Annotated in this window: 14 protein-coding genes; 12 read left to right on the top strand and 2 right to left on the bottom strand. The window is 69.4% G+C overall.

What is annotated here, in order from left to right; translation table 11 throughout:
* Positions 1–127: 127 nt before the first annotated feature.
* The 8 genes from ACIBB8_RS00145 to era all read left to right on the top strand — a co-directional run bounded on the left by ACIBB8_RS00145 (position 128) and on the right by era (position 8,485).
* Positions 128–2,224: a PhoH family protein gene (locus ACIBB8_RS00145; protein WP_398948131.1), complete on the top strand. Its 2,097-nt coding sequence runs from the start codon at positions 128–130 to the stop codon at positions 2,222–2,224.
* Between the two features lie 12 nt (positions 2,225–2,236).
* On the top strand, positions 2,237–2,734 hold the full coding sequence (gene ybeY, locus ACIBB8_RS00150; protein WP_356481747.1) for an rRNA maturation RNase YbeY: 498 nt from the start codon (positions 2,237–2,239) through the stop codon (positions 2,732–2,734).
* On the top strand, positions 2,731–4,014 hold the full coding sequence (locus ACIBB8_RS00155; RefSeq protein ID WP_398948132.1) for a hemolysin family protein: 1,284 nt from the start codon (positions 2,731–2,733) through the stop codon (positions 4,012–4,014). Before ybeY ends, ACIBB8_RS00155 begins: the two co-directional genes overlap by 4 nt.
* Positions 4,011–4,364, top strand: coding sequence for an MmcQ/YjbR family DNA-binding protein (locus tag ACIBB8_RS00160; protein ID WP_398948133.1), 354 nt, complete (start codon positions 4,011–4,013; stop codon positions 4,362–4,364). Before ACIBB8_RS00155 ends, ACIBB8_RS00160 begins: the two co-directional genes overlap by 4 nt.
* A 166-nt stretch (positions 4,365–4,530) precedes the next feature.
* Positions 4,531–4,884, top strand: a complete 354-nt coding sequence (locus ACIBB8_RS00165; RefSeq protein ID WP_366137536.1) for a cytidine deaminase — start codon at positions 4,531–4,533, stop codon at positions 4,882–4,884.
* A 164-nt stretch (positions 4,885–5,048) separates the two neighbouring features.
* A complete protein-coding gene (locus tag ACIBB8_RS00170) occupies positions 5,049–6,428 on the top strand; it encodes a beta-xylosidase (RefSeq protein ID WP_398948134.1) in 1,380 nt (459 codons plus the stop codon).
* An 87-nt stretch (positions 6,429–6,515) separates the two neighbouring features.
* Entirely contained in the window at positions 6,516–7,460 is a 945-nt protein-coding gene (locus ACIBB8_RS00175) for a WxL protein peptidoglycan domain-containing protein (RefSeq protein WP_398948135.1), read from the top strand.
* Positions 7,461–7,510: 50 nt separating this feature from the next.
* A complete protein-coding gene (gene era, locus ACIBB8_RS00180; RefSeq protein ID WP_398948136.1) occupies positions 7,511–8,485 on the top strand; it encodes a GTPase Era in 975 nt (324 codons plus the stop codon).
* A gap of 170 nt (positions 8,486–8,655) precedes the next feature.
* Here the strand turns inward: era and ACIBB8_RS00185 are convergent, their stop codons facing one another.
* Positions 8,656–8,922, bottom strand: a complete 267-nt coding sequence (locus ACIBB8_RS00185) for a protealysin inhibitor emfourin (protein ID WP_398948137.1) — start codon at positions 8,920–8,922, stop codon at positions 8,656–8,658.
* 117 nt (positions 8,923–9,039) lie between these two features.
* Positions 9,040–10,116 carry a M4 family metallopeptidase gene (locus ACIBB8_RS00190; protein ID WP_398948138.1) on the bottom strand — a complete coding sequence of 359 codons (1,077 nt, stop codon included), beginning with the start codon at positions 10,114–10,116 and terminating at the stop codon, positions 9,040–9,042.
* Between the two features lie 294 nt (positions 10,117–10,410).
* Between ACIBB8_RS00190 and leuA the strand changes: the two genes are divergently transcribed.
* From leuA to ACIBB8_RS00210, 4 genes are all read left to right on the top strand, one after another.
* A complete protein-coding gene (leuA, locus tag ACIBB8_RS00195) occupies positions 10,411–12,198 on the top strand; it encodes a 2-isopropylmalate synthase (protein ID WP_398948139.1) in 1,788 nt (595 codons plus the stop codon).
* Between the two features lie 214 nt (positions 12,199–12,412).
* Complete coding sequence (locus tag ACIBB8_RS00200) at positions 12,413–13,117, top strand: TerB family tellurite resistance protein (RefSeq protein ID WP_398948140.1); 705 nt, start codon at positions 12,413–12,415, stop codon at positions 13,115–13,117.
* A gap of 120 nt (positions 13,118–13,237) precedes the next feature.
* The gene (gene recO, locus ACIBB8_RS00205; protein WP_398948141.1) at positions 13,238–13,984 is read left to right on the top strand and encodes a DNA repair protein RecO; all 747 of its coding nucleotides are present in this window, start codon (positions 13,238–13,240) and stop codon (positions 13,982–13,984) included.
* 36 nt (positions 13,985–14,020) lie between these two features.
* Complete coding sequence (locus tag ACIBB8_RS00210) at positions 14,021–14,875, top strand: isoprenyl transferase (protein ID WP_398948142.1); 855 nt, start codon at positions 14,021–14,023, stop codon at positions 14,873–14,875.
* Positions 14,876–15,032: the final 157 nt, after the last annotated feature.

Raw genomic sequence — 15,032 nt, forward strand, 5'->3', positions numbered from 1 at the left:
GGGTGTTCGCATCGTGTGCGAAAAAGCCCTCGGTGTTGTCCGTGCGGAGTCGTAGGCTTGGTCCCAGAGGTTGTCGAGCGGCGAGAACCCTGCAACGGGAGGTATGTGCAGGCCCGAGGGCCGGCCCATGACTCAGACACCCACACAGCCGCAGGCGCGTGCCCAGATCATGATCCCGGCCGCACACCCCATGGTGATGCTCCTCGGATCGGGCGATTCGCTGCTGCGCGTGATCGAATCGGCTTTCCCGGCGGTCGATATCCATGTCCGGGGCAACGAAATCAGAGCCACGGGTGACGCAGCCGATGTCGCCCTGATCCAGCGCTTGTTCGACGAGATGATGCTCGTGCTCCGCACCGGGCAGCCGATGACGGAGGACGCAGTGGAACGGTCGATCGCCATGCTCCGGGCGAGTGGCAACGGGCAGGGGGAGCCGCAGGGCGAGACGCCCGCCGAGGTGCTCACGCAGAACATCCTCTCCAACCGCGGTCGCACGATCCGCCCCAAGACGCTCAATCAGAAGCGCTACGTGGATGCCATCGACAAGCACACGATCGTCTTCAGCATCGGACCCGCCGGCACCGGCAAGACGTATCTCGCCATGGCGAAGGCGGTCCAGGCCCTGCAGTCCAAGCAGGTCAACCGGATCATCCTGACCAGGCCCGCCGTCGAGGCGGGCGAGCGGCTCGGGTTCCTGCCCGGCACGCTCTTCGACAAGATCGACCCGTATCTGCGCCCGCTCTACGACGCGCTGCACGACATGATCGACCCCGACTCGATCCCGCGGCTGATGGCGGCGGGCACGATCGAGGTGGCGCCGCTGGCTTACATGCGTGGACGGGCACAACCTGTTTTCACGAACGTCCTGACTCCGGACGGCTGGCGTCAAATTGGCGACCTCCGGGTCGGTGACCTGGTCGTCGGTTCGAATGGCGAACCGACGCCGGTCCTCGGTGTGTATCCGCAGGGCGAGAAGGACATCTACCGGGTCACCGCCCAGGACGGTTCCTGGACCCTGTGCTGCGGCGAGCATCTGTGGACGGTGAGGACGGCCTCGGACAAGCGCCGCAACAAGCCGTGGCGAGTCCTGGAGACCCAGGAGATGATCGGGAACCTGCGTGCGGCTCACGCCCGCCGCTACGAGCTGCCGCTGCTCACGGCACCGGTGTGTTTCCCAGAGCGCGAAGTTCCGATGGATCCATACGCCCTTGGGCTTCTGCTCGGCGACGGCTGTCTCACCGGCACCACCACGCCCTCCTTCGCGACGGAGGATCCGGAACTGGCCCAGGCTCTGGAAGCCTCACTCGCCGGCGTTGTCGTGCGGCACAAGGGCGGGCCCGACTACGTCCTGAACCGGGTGAAGTCGGCCGGCGACGTGGTCACCTTGGCGAACCCGGTCACCCGAATCCTGCGTGAGCTGGACATCCTGGGCACCCGTTCGCACTCCAAGTTCGTTCCGGACGATTATCTGTACAACTCCGCCGAGGTGCGGCTGGGAGTGCTCCAGGGTCTCCTCGACGCCGACGGCGGACCCGTTGTTCAGGCGGACCGCACGTGCCGCGTTCAGTACACAACGACGTCGATCGTGCTCCGTGATGACGTGATCTCTCTCGTGCAGTCGCTCGGCGGTGTCGCGTACACCCGCCGTCGGGCAGCAGAGGGCCGGACACCGGGTCGCGCCAAGGGCCGCGAGGTCCAGCACCGCTACGACGCGCACATTGTCGACATCCGTCTCCCCGAGGGCATCGAGCCCTTCCGGCTCGCCCGCAAGCGCGACACGTACCACGCGGCCGGGGGCGGCGGTCGGCCCATGCGCTTCATCGACAGCATCGAGCCCGCCGGCCGCGAGGAGGCCGTGTGCATCCAGGTGGCGGCGGAGGACTCGCTGTACGTCACCCAGGACTACCTGCTGACGCACAACACCCTCAATGACGCGTTCATCATTCTCGACGAGGCGCAGAACACCAGCGCCGAGCAGATGAAGATGTTCCTGACCCGGCTCGGCTTCGACTCGAAGATCGTCGTCACCGGTGACATCACCCAGGTCGACCTGCCGAACGGCACCAGGAGCGGTCTGCGCCAGGTCCAGGACATCCTGGAAGGCGTGCCGGACGTGCACTTCTCCAGGCTCACCTCCCAGGATGTCGTCAGGCACAAGCTGGTCGGCCGTATCGTCGACGCGTACGAGAAGTACGACAACCGAGACAGCCACAACGGGAAGTAGTCGCAGCGCACCATGTCGATCGACGTCAACAACGAGTCCGGAACCGAGGTCGACGAGCAGGCGATCCTCGACATCGCCCGCTATGCGCTCGCACGGATGCGGATCCACCCGCTCTCCGAACTCTCGGTGATCGTGGTGGACACCGACGCCATGGAGCAGCTCCACATCCAGTGGATGGACCTGCCGGGTCCGACGGATGTCATGTCCTTCCCGATGGACGAACTGCGTCCGCCGTCGAAGGACGACGAGGAGCCCCCGCAGGGGCTCCTCGGTGACATCGTGCTCTGCCCGGAGGTCGCGAAGAAGCAGGGCGAGGACGCGGAGACCCGGCACTCCATGGACGAGGAGCTCCAGCTCCTCACCGTCCACGGGGTGCTGCATCTGCTGGGGTACGACCACGAGGAGCCGGACGAGAAGGCCGAGATGTTCGGTCTCCAGGCGGCGATCGTGGACGGCTGGCGCGCCGAGCACGGCCTGACCGGTCCGTCGCCCGCCCCCACCGTCTCGTGAGCGTCCCCCTCGTCCTCGGCGCCGTTCTGCTGGTCGTGTTCGGCTGGCTGGCGGCCTGTGCCGAGGCGGGCATCGCCCGCACGTCGAGCTTCCGGGCGGCCGAGGCGGTGCGTTCCGGGCGGCGTGGCAGCGGCAAGCTGGAACAGGTCGCGGCCGACCCGACCCGCTATCTCAATGTCGCCCTGCTCGTGCGGGTCGCCTGCGAGATGTCGGCCGGCGTGCTCGTCACGTACGTCTGCCTGAAGGAGTTCCCGGAGACCTGGGAGGCGCTGGCCGTCGCGATGGGTGTGATGGTCCTCGTGTCGTACGTGGCCATCGGCGTCTCGCCGCGCACCATCGGGCGGCAGCACCCGCTGAACACGGCGACGGCCGCAGCGTACGTGCTGCTGCCGCTCGCCAGGATCATGGGCCCGATCCCGCAGCTGCTGATCCTCCTCGGCAACGCGCTCACCCCCGGCAAGGGGTTCCGCAAGGGCCCGTTCGCCAGCGAGGCGGAACTGCGGGCGATGGTCGACCTCGCCGAGCAGGAGTCGCTGATCGAGGACGAGGAGCGGCGCATGGTGCACTCCGTCTTCGAGCTCGGCGACACGCTGGTGCGCGAGGTGATGGTGCCGCGGACGGACCTGGTCTGCATCGAGCGGTACAAGACCATCCGGCAGGCGCTGACCCTGGCCCTGCGCTCCGGGTTCTCCCGGATCCCGGTCACCGGGGAGAACGAGGACGACGTCGTCGGGGTCGTCTACCTCAAGGACCTGGTCCGCAAGACGCACATCAACCGGGAGTCGGAGGCCGATCCGGTCTCGACGGCGATGCGTCCCGCGGCGTTCGTGCCGGACACCAAGAACGCCGGCGATCTGCTGCGCGAGATGCAGCAGGAGCGCAGCCACGTCGCCGTCGTCATCGACGAGTACGGCGGCACGGCGGGCATCGTCACGATCGAGGACATTCTGGAGGAGATCGTCGGTGAGATCACCGACGAGTACGACCGTGAGCTCCCGCCCGTCCAGGAGCTGGAGAACGGCTGCTTCCGGGTGACCGCCCGGCTCGACATCGGCGACCTGGGCGAGCTGTTCGGGGTCGACGCCTTCGACGACGAGGACGTGGAGACGGTCGGCGGACTCCTGGCGAAGGCGCTCGGCCGGGTGCCGATCGCCGGGGCTTCCTCGGTCGTCGATCTGCCCGACGGGCGTCGGCTGCGGCTGACCGCGGAGTCCCCGGCAGGACGCCGGAACAAGATCGTCACCGTACTGGTGGAGCCGGAGGAGGCAGCAGCGGAATGACCCCGCAGGAGTTGAGGGCGTTCTGCCTGGAGTTCAACGCGAGCGTCGAGGAGTTTCCGTTCGGACCGGAGACGTCGGTCTTCAAGGTGCTCGGCAAGATGTTCGCGCTCAGCGCGCTGGACGCACGGCCACTCACGGTCAATCTGAAGTGCGATCCGGATGACGCGGTGCGGCTGCGGGAGGAGCACGCGGCGATCGCCCCGGGGTGGCACATGAACAAACGGCACTGGAACACGGTGACGGTGTCGGGGGTGCCGGGGCGGCTGCTGCGGGAGCTGATCGAGGACTCGTACGACTTGGTGGTGGCGGGGTTGCCGCGGGCGGAGCGGCTGCGGCTGGACCGGGGGTAGAGCGGGACCGGGTCCGGGGCGCCGCTCCGGACCCGCCCCTCCACCGCCGCAGGGGCCGGCCGCGGCCCGTCACGCGTGGCGGAGGCCCGCCGCCACTGCCCACCCCTGCCGCCCCGGGTGACCGCCCGCGTGCCGGTCCCGGCCGTCCGCTTCGTATGCTCGGCACATGACTGAGAGCACCGACCTCGGCCCCGAGGACCGCAAGATCGTCACGCTGGCGCGCAGCGCCCGCGTCCGCAACGGTGTGCCGGAGGGCGCGGCCGTACGGGACGAGACCGGACGGACGTATGTCGCGGGCACCGTACAGCTGGAGTCGCTGAAGCTGAGCGCCCTGCAGACCGCCGTCGCGATGGCGGTGGCCAGCGGTGCCACTTCTCTGGAGGCGGCCGCGATCGTTTCCGAGGCGGAGACCCCGTCGGACGCGGACCGCGCGGCGGTACGGGACCTCGGAGGGCCGCAGACCCCGGTGCTGCTGGCCGGACCGGACGGCGCGGTGCGGGTCAGTGTGACGGCCGGCTGACCTCGGATGTCGTCAGGATCCCTGTTCCCAGGGATCTTGACAGTATCTGATGGGCCATCAGTCGTGGCATTTCGCTGCCATTGACTTCTTTTCGGCCGAAGTCATGAATGGCCCCCTGCCGGCGCAGAAGAGCCTCTGCGCCGCGTCCCGCAGGAGGGGGCTCCATGCGTCCGACCACGCATCCGACCATTCGTAGATCCGCCACCCGAAGACACCCGGACCGCAGGCGCCGCTGGGCCGCCGCGCTCGGCGTCACCGCGCTCGTCGTCGCCGGGGGAGGAGGACTCGCAGGCCCCGCGCAGGCCCTGGCGACGGCCTCCGTCGCGGTGGACTTCCCGACGCACTGCATCCCGCCGGCCATGGCGGGCATCCCGCCGATCGACGGGACGACGACGGCGCAGATCAGCGTCGACAACGCCGCCCCGAAGGTGGGCGACACGGTCAACATCACGTACACCGTGGTCAAGCCGGCCGCGAGCAACCCGGTCGATCTGGCCCTGCCCGCCGACATCATGACGCCGACCGGCAAGGTCACCGTCGGCGGCGCCCAGAGCGGCAGCGTCACCGTCGCCGGTCCCAAGAAGAACGACCCCGTACCCGGCAAGGGCACCTTCCCGTCCTTCTCCATGACGGGCGCCTTCACGGTCACCGCACCCGGTGAGATCACGCTCTCGCCCGGCGACTACAACATCCACACCAGTTACATCATGGAGCTGGACACCCCCTGCACGGTGACGAACCCGCCCGCCCCCGTCTCCCAGACGGTCATCGCGACGAACGGCGGCGGCCAGGTCAACGAGCGTGCTATCCAGCTCGGTACGGCCTCCGGCAAGGCGGGCGAACCGGTCACCGTGACCGGATCGAAGTTCACCGCGGGCGCGAGCGTCACCCTGGCGGGCCGCGCCGGTGGCACCCAGACCGCGGACACGGTCACGGTGAAGGCCGACAGCCACGGCGGTTTCACCGGACGGCTCACCGTCAACGATCCGGCGACCACCGGCATCGTCGCGTACGAGGGCTCCGGCTGGGACGCCGACAAGGGCGCGGGCCCGCAGGCGTACACCGTCACCGGTGGCGGCGGGGAGATCCCCGGCGACAGCCAGCGACTCACCTCGTCCGTCAAGGCGGGCACCCTGTCCATGACCCAGGCCGGCGACACCGTCGAGATGTCGGCGGTCGACTTCGGTACGGGCGGCGCCTCCCGCGGCTCGCTGCAGACGGTGACGGTCAAGGACTTCCGCGGTGGTCCCGCGGGCTGGTCCCTGACCGGCAAGGTCACCGACTTCAGCGGCCCCGGTGGTGCGAGGATCGGCGCCTCCGCGCTCAGCTGGACCCCGGCCTGCGCGACAAAGCCCGGGAGCCCGAGTAGCTGCGCCGCAGGTTCCGAGGGTTCGGTCGGCAGTGCGGGCGCCACCCTGGCGTCCACCCCGAACGGGGCGTTCACCGGCGGTGAGTTCACCGTCGACGCCCGGCTCGCCCTGGACGTACCGGCGTACACCGCGACCGGCGCGTACTCCGGCGTGCTGACGCTCACCCTCACCTGAGCGTCGGTCCCCGACCGACCGGTGGGCCGGGCGGCGAACCCGGCCGGCCCACCCCGTCCGTACCGAGCACCCTGGGGGTTCCGCACCGTGCGCAAGCTGTACGTACTCCTCCTGGCCGCCGTCCTGCTGCTGTTCGGCGCACCCGCGGGCCATGCCGCCGACAACGGCAGCTGGTCCGTCTATCCGGCCACCACGAAGTACGGGCAGCGCCCGTACTTCTATCTCTCCGCCGACCCCGGTACCACCCTCACCGACAAGGTCACCGTCACCAACAAGACCGCCGAGCCGCTGACCTTCCGGCTGTATGCCGCCGACGCCTACAACACCGAACGCGACGGCGGGTTCGCCGTCCGCTCCCCGGACGAGAAGCAGCGTTCCATCGGCGCCTGGGCGAGGACCGACCGTGACAAGGTCACCGTGAAACCGCACGGCTCCGTCACCGTGCCGGTCACCGTCACCCTCCCGGAGACCGCCGAGCCCGGCGACCACCCAGGTGCCCTCGTAGCCCTCGACGAACGCATCGACCCCGCCGACCGGGGAGCCGTCGCCGTCGGCATCCGGAAAGCGGTCGGCGCCCGGATCTATCTCCGGGTGAACGGACCGGCGATGCCCGCGCTGTCCGTCGACGACGTCACCGTCAAGCACACCCAGCCGCTCGTCCCGGGCACCGGAGAGAGCCGGGCCGTCATCTCGTACACCCTTCACAACCGTGGGAACGTCACCCTCAACCCCAAGGTCGCCCTCAAGGCCCAGGGGCTCTTCGGCCGTACCCTGCTCGCCCGCGACCTGAAGAAGATCCCGTCCGAGCTGCTGCCCCGCCAGGAGGTCCGGCTGACCGAGCAGTGGGCCGATGCGCCGCAGCTGGAATGGGGCGAGATCAAACTGACCGCGAGCGCCCGCGACACCCACGAGTCCGCCGCCGCCCGGTACATCGCACTGCCCTGGCTGATGGCCGCGGTCCTGCTGGTGATCGTCGGCGGTGGTACGGGGATGTGGATACGGGCCCGGCGGAGCCGCATCCGCAGGGCCTGAGACGACAGCAGGCTGCCCGCTGTGCGGTGGGACCGCCGGGATCGGGGACAATGGGCGCCATGAGCGCTCGACCGAACCCAGAAGCTGCTGCGCAGCAGGCTGAGAACAACGCCCCCCACCGGGCCGGCTTCGCCTGCTTCGTGGGCCGCCCCAACGCGGGCAAGTCCACCCTTACGAACGCTCTGGTCGGCCAGAAGGTGGCGATCACCTCCAACCGGCCCCAGACGACCCGCCACACGGTGCGCGGCATCGTGCACCGCGAGGACGCGCAGCTGATCCTGGTCGACACCCCTGGCCTCCACAAACCGCGCACGCTGCTCGGCGAGCGGCTGAACGACGTCGTGCGGACCACCTGGGCCGAGGTCGACGTCATCGGTTTCTGCCTGCCCGCCGACCAGAAGCTCGGCCCCGGCGACAAGTTCATCGTCAAGGAACTCGCGGGCATCAAGAAGACCCCGAAGATCGCGGTCATCACCAAGACCGACCTGGTCGACTCCAAGCAGCTCGCCGAACAGCTGATCGCCGTCTCCCGTCTCGGCGAGGAGCTCGGCTTCGAATGGGCAGAGATCATTCCGGTCTCCGCGGTGAAGGACAGCCAGGTCGGGCTTCTCGCCGACCTGATCGCGCCGCTGCTCCCCGAGAGCCCGCCGCTCTACCCGGAGGGCGACCTCACCGACGAGCCCGAGATGGTGATGGTCGCGGAGCTGATCCGCGAGGCCGCGCTCGAAGGCGTACGCGACGAGCTGCCGCACTCGATCGCGGTCGTCGTCGAGGAGATGCTGCCGCGCGAGGGCCGGCCCGCGGACAAGCCGCTGCTCGACATCCACGCGAACGTGTACATCGAGCGGCCCAGCCAGAAGGGCATCATCATCGGCCCGAAGGGCAAGCGGCTGAAAGAGGTCGGCACGAAGTCGCGCAAGCACATCGAGGCGCTGCTCGGCACGCCGGTCTTCCTGGACCTGCATGTGAAGGTCGCCAAGGACTGGCAGCGCGATCCGAAACAGCTGCGCAAGCTGGGGTTCTGAGCGCCGGCGGTGTCCGGCGGCCGGAGGCCGGCGCAGTCGCCCGAAGCCGTTGAGGCCCCCTGGGGCCGAGAGGTGCGAGGGCGGCCATGGGGGTGGGTTCCGAAACAGCTGCGCAAGCTGGGGTTCTGAGCGCCGGCCGAGTCCGTAGGCGGGTCAGTTGTGCGTCGATCTCACGCGCCCTCCTTGAGGACGCGTGAGATCAGTGCGCGCTGGGCGTCGGTCAGCTGCGGATCCGCGCAGTGCGCGGTGCGGTCGTCGACCGTGATCCGGTACTGGAAGCCGTCCGGCACCCCGGGCGGTGGGGTGCCGCGGCCCGCCGCGAGAGCGGATTCGGCCAGGGCTTCCCACTCCGCGGCGTCGGCGCGATCCGAGGTGTCGATCTCGCGGTGGCGGGCGATGCCGGTGAAGCCGCCGGTGCGGGTGACCTGGATCCGCATGGTTCGACTCCTCTCGGGTTGTTTCCGGGGCTCTGCCCCGGACCCCGTTCCTCAATCGCCGCAGGGGCTTGATTTTCGCCGAGCTCCGGCGATCGAGGACGGGAACCGCGACCGGGCCTACGCGGACGGCACGCCCACCTCCGACCATGCCTTCCGTACCGCTTCCAACTCGTCGCCCTCGCCGAAGCGGCCCCTCGCCGCCTCGACCGTCAGGCGGGCGAAGTCCGTGAACTCCGCGTCCGCGGCCAGGCGGCGGCCCGTGAGGACGTCGAACCAGAGCTGTCCCGCCCGCTCCCACGCGTTGCCGCCGAGTGCCATGGCCAGCAGACAGAAGGCGCGGTTCGGGATGCCGGAGTTGAGGTGTACACCGCCATTGTCCTCGGTGGTGTGGATGTAGTCCTCCATCGACGCGGGCTGCGGGTCCCTGCCGAGCACGTCGTCGTCGTACGCCGTACCGGGCGCCTTCATCGAGCGCAGCGCCTCGCCCTGCACCCGTGGGGCCAGCAGACCTGCGCCGATCAGCCAGTCCGCCTGGTCGGCGGTCTGGCCCAGTGAGTACTGCTTCACCAGGGAACCGAAGACGTCCGACATGGACTCGTTGAGCGCGCCGGACTGGCCGAAATAGCTCAGGTTGGCCGTGTGCTGGGTCAGCCCGTGCGTCAGCTCGTGGGCGATCACATCGATGGCGACGGTGAAGTCGAGGAAGATCTCCCCGTCCCCGTCGCCGAACACCATCTGCTCGCCGTCGAAGAAGGCGTTGTTGTACTTCTCGTCGTAGTGGACGGAGCCGATCAGCGGCAGCCCGTTGCCGTCGATCGAATGGCGGCCGTACGCCGTGAGGAGCAGTTCGAAGGTGGCGCCGAGTCCCGCGAACGCGCGGTTGACGCTCGCGTCCCTCGTCGGCTCCTCGCCCTCGCCCCGGACCTTGAAGCCCGGCAGCTGCGTGCCGTGGCGGCAGTCGTAGAGCGTGCGCTCAGGCTTGTCGGACAGCTGGTCCGTCGTCGCCGGGCCGGGTGCGGGGGTGACGAGGGTGGCCATCTGGCGGCGGGTACGCCGGGCGGCGTCGGCCTCCAGGGTGCGGCGGGCCGGACCGGCCAGATCGGGGTCGTCGGCTTGTGACAGCTTGTCGAGTACGTGGGGCGGCACGATCGTGCAGAAGACGGGCTGGAACCCGTGCTGAGGTCGAGGCTGCATGGGTTCGACTGTGGCACTGCGTCATCGTGATGTCACTGTTTGCCATAAGGATTGAACAAATGGAGTGATCGATCACTGTTTACCCGTTACCGAGGTCCGGTCCCGCATACTGATACACCACCGACGTCCCGGGCGCCTCTCGGCTAGTCTCATCGCATCATGCGTTTCGGGCTGCTTCTTCTTAGCTGCCGCGGCGAGGGCCTGTAGTCGTAGGCCGACCCCCTCCCCGCGGAGTCTGGTGTTGCAGCGACACAGTCGGCCGTCCCACCGCTGGACCCCGAGGAGCCGTACGTCATGACCGTCGCGAATCCCGCTCAGACCCCCGCCGAGAACGCCGTCGGCCGGCCCACGCCGATCACCAACGCCACTCAGCTGCAGAAGCCGTCCGGGATGCCGTTCCACAAGTACGGCCGGTACGAGGCCGTCGAGATTCCCGACCGCACCTGGCCGGACAACCGGATCACCGTGGCGCCCCGCTGGCTGTCCACCGACCTGCGTGACGGCAACCAGGCACTGATCGACCCGATGTCGCCGGCCCGCAAGCGCGAGATGTTCGACCTGCTCGTACGCATGGGGTACAAGGAGATCGAGGTCGGCTTCCCGTCCTCCGGCGAGACCGACTTCGCGTTCGTGCGCTCCATCATCGAAGAGGGCGCGATCCCCGAGGACGTGACGATCTCCGTCCTGACCCAGGCCCGCGAGGAGCTGATCGAGCGAACTGTTGAATCACTGGTCGGTGCGCGGCGCGCCACGGTGCACCTGTACAACGCCACCGCTCCCACCTTCCGCCGCGTGGTCTTCCGCGGTTCGAAGGAGCAGGTCAAGCAGATCGCGGTGGACGGCACCCGACTGGTCATGGAGTACGCGGAGAAGATCCTCGGCGACGAGACGATCTTCGGCTACCAGTACAGCCCGGAGATCTTCACCGACACCGAGCTGGACTTCGCCCTGGAGGTCTGCGAGGCCGTCTGTGACGTCTGGCAGCCCGAGGAGGGCCGCGAGATCATCCTCAACCTGCCTGCCACCGTGGAGCGTTCGACGCCGTCCACGCACGCGGACCGGTTCGAGTGGATGTCGCGCAACCTGTCGCGCCGCGAGCACATCTGCCTGTCGGTCCACCCCCACAACGACCGCGGCACCGCCGTCGCCGCCGCCGAACTGGCGATCATGGCCGGTGCGGACCGGATCGAAGGCTGCCTGTTCGGCCAGGGCGAGCGCACCGGCAACGTCGACCTGGTGACGCTGGGCATGAACCTGTTCTCGCAGGGCGTCGACCCGCAGATCGACTTCTCGCAGATCGACGAGATCCGCCGCACCAGCGAGTACTGCAACCAGATGGAGGTCCACCCGCGCCACCCCTACGCGGGCGACCTGGTCTACACCGCCTTTTCCGGCTCCCACCAGGACGCCATCAAGAAGGGCTTCGACGCCATGGAGGCCGACGCGGCCGCCCAGGGCAAGACCGTCGACGACATCGAGTGGGCGGTGCCGTACCTGCCGATCGACCCGAAGGACGTCGGCCGCTCGTACGAGGCGGTCATCCGGGTCAACTCGCAGTCGGGCAAGGGCGGAATCGCCTACGTCCTGAAGAACGACCACAAGCTGGACCTGCCGCGCCGGATGCAGATCGAGTTCTCCCGGATCATTCAGGCCAAGACCGACGCCGAGGGCGGCGAGGTCACGCCGGCGCAGATCTGGTCGACGTTCCAGGACGAGTACCTGCCCAACCCGGAGAACGCCTGGGGGCGCGTACAGATCCGCTCCGGTCAGACCACGACCGGTTCCGACGGCCAGGACACGATCACGGTCGACGCGACCGTGGACGGCGCGGACACCGTGCTGACCGGTACCGGCAACGGTCCGATCTCCGCGTTCTTCGAAGCGCTGCAGGCCATCGACATCGACGCCCGTCTGCTGGACTACACCGAGCACACCATGAGCGAGGGCGCGAGCGCCCAGGCCGCCTCGTACATCGAGTGCGCGATCGACGGAAAGGTCCTGTGGGGCATCGGCATCGACGCCAACACCACACGGGCCTCGCTGAAGGCGGTCGTCTCCGCGGTCAACCGCGCGACCCGCTGACTCCGCGCCCGAAAGGGCGTAGCACCGCACGGCCGAAGGACCCCGCCCACCCGCGCCAGGGGGGCGGGGTTCGGCCATCTCCCGACGGTTGTGACGAGCGAGGTGCTGACGCCACATCGCGACTGTGGTTAACATCACGTCACCACGGCAATGTTGCCGGAGGGGGCACCTCCCGTGCCCTTGGGGCTACGGGGGATTTACGGAGGTGTGCGACGTGCGGTCAGCCCTGGGACAACGCGCCATAAAGCTGCGTATCTGCGGCATCCGCACCATCTGGGTCACTGTCGGTGACGGCGAGTTCTTCTGCCCCGGCTGCGGCGGCGACCGCAACTACCGCCGTCTCGCCGGTCGTCGACGCTTCGCCGTGCTCGGCGTGCCACTGCTGCGCCGCGGCACCGTGGGCCCCGTCGTCGAATGCGTCGCCTGCCGGACCCACTTCGGCACCGACGCGCTCGACCACCCCACCACCACCCGGTTTTCCGCGATGCTCCGGGACGCTGTCCACATTGTCGCGCTCGGCGTCCTCGCCGCCGGTGGTACCGCCTCCCGCAGCGCGTTGGAGACGGCGGCGGCCACCGTGCGCGGCGCCGGGCTCGACGACTGCACCGAGGACCAGCTCTCCACCGTGGTCGAGGTCCTCGCTGCCGACATCGGACACGGCTCCGCGTTCGACGCCGCCGCCGAGGCGTGCGGCGCCGCCCTCGCCATCGAGCTCCACGAGGCGCTGGAACCCCTCGCCCCGCACCTCGCGCCCGGCGGGCGCGAGTCGATCCTCCTGCAGGGCGCCAGGATCGCGCTCGCCGACGGCCCGTACCGCCCGGCGGAGCGCGAGGTGCTGACCACGGTCGGCGCCGCGCTGCAGCTCTGCCCGCAGGACACGGCCCGGCTGCTCGCCGCGGCGGCGCGCACCCCCTCGTGACATACACCGCTGCGCGCCGCGCCGCCTCCCATGCGTCGGTCGGTCTGAACCGGGGCGCCCGTCGCGGGCGGTCTTCCGGGGCGGGCCCGCTCCGCCGGCTGGGTGCAGGACAATGGGCGCATGAGCTTGTTCCGGGACGACGGCGTGGTGCTGCGCACGCAGAAACTGGGCGAGGCCGACCGGATCATCACGATCCTGACCCGCGGCCACGGCCGGGTGCGGGCCGTCGCGCGCGGGGTGCGGCGTACGAAGTCCAAGTTCGGCGCCCGCCTCGAACCGTTCTCCCATGTGGACGTGCAGTTCTTCGCCCGCGGCAGCGAGCTGATCGGCCGCGGACTGCCGCTCTGCACCCAGAGTGAGACCATCGCACCGTACGGAGGCGGCATCGTCACCGACTACGCCCGGTACACCGCGGGCACCGCGATGCTGGAGACCGCCGAGCGCTTCACCGACCACGAGGGTGAGCCCGCGGTCCAGCAGTACCTGCTGCTCATCGGAGGGCTCCGCACCCTCGCCCGCGGGGAGCACGCCCCGAACCTGATCCTCGACGCCTTCCTGCTGCGTTCCCTCGCGGTCAACGGCTACGCACCCAGCTTCGAGGACTGCGCGAGGTGCGGAATGCCCGGTCCGAACCGGTTTTTCTCCGTCGCGGCGGGCGGCGTCATATGCGGCGACTGCCGGGTGCCCGGCAGCGTCGTACCCTCAGCTGAGGCCGTCGCCCTGCTGAGCGCGCTGCTCACCGGTGACTGGGAGACGGCCGACGCGTGCGAGGCGCGGTATGTCAGGGAGGGGAGCGGGCTGGTGTCCGCCTATCTGCACTGGCATCTGGAGCGCGGACTGCGCTCGCTGCGATACGTAGAGAAGTAACACAGGCACAGCAGGCACAGGGAGACGAGACAGCTCATGGCAGTACGCGGGATCCTCGGTGGCCGTAACAGGCGTACATACAAGACCCCCGAGCCGCACCCCTCCGGGGCCACGCCCCCGAAGATTCCCGGCGAGCTGGTGCCCAAGCACGTCGCCGTCGTCATGGACGGGAACGGCCGCTGGGCCAAGGAACGGGGTCTCCCGCGCACCGAGGGCCACAAGGTCGGCGAGGGTGTCGTCATGGACGTCCTCAAGGGCTGCATCGAGATGGGGGTCAAGAACCTCTCTCTGTACGCCTTCTCCACCGAGAACTGGAAGCGCTCCCCGGAAGAAGTGAAGTTCCTGATGAACTTCAACCGGGATGTCATCCGCCGCCGCCGCGACGAGATGGACGAACTGGGCATCCGCATCCGCTGGGTGGGCCGGATGCCGAAGCTGTGGAAGTCCGTCGTCCAGGAGCTCCAGGTCGCCCAGGAGCAGACCAAGGACAACGACAGGATGACGCTGTACTTCTGCGTCAACTACGGCGGCCGGGCCGAGATCGCCGACGCCGCGCAGCGCATCGCGGAAGACGTCGCGGCCGGAAAGCTGGACCCCGCAAAGGTCAACGAGAAGACCTTCGCGAAGTACATCTACTACCCGGACATGCCGGACGTCGACCTCTTCCTGCGCCCCAGCGGCGAGCAGCGCACCTCCAACTACCTGATCTGGCAGAGCGCGTACGCCGAGATGGTCTTCCAGGATGTGTTGTGGCCCGACTTCGACCGCCGTGACCTGTGGCGGGCCTGCCTGGAGTACGCCCAGCGGGACCGCCGCTTCGGCGGCGCCGTCCCGAACGAGGAACGCCTCGCCGTAGGGGGCACCGACACGGGCCCCGACACGGCGGTCTGACCCGGGGAGGGGGGGGGGGGGGGGGGGGGGGGGGGGGGGGGGGGGGGCGGGCGGCGGGGGCGCGGGGGGGGGGCGCCCCCCCCGCCCGAGCCACCCCCGACGGCGGGGCGCGGGGGGCGGCCGCCCGCGCCGACGCCGGCCCGCGCGCGCGGCGCCC

Origin of the sequence: Streptomyces sp. NPDC051286, assembly GCF_044455345.1 — a bacterium.
GTDB lineage: Bacteria > Actinomycetota > Actinomycetes > Streptomycetales > Streptomycetaceae > Streptomyces.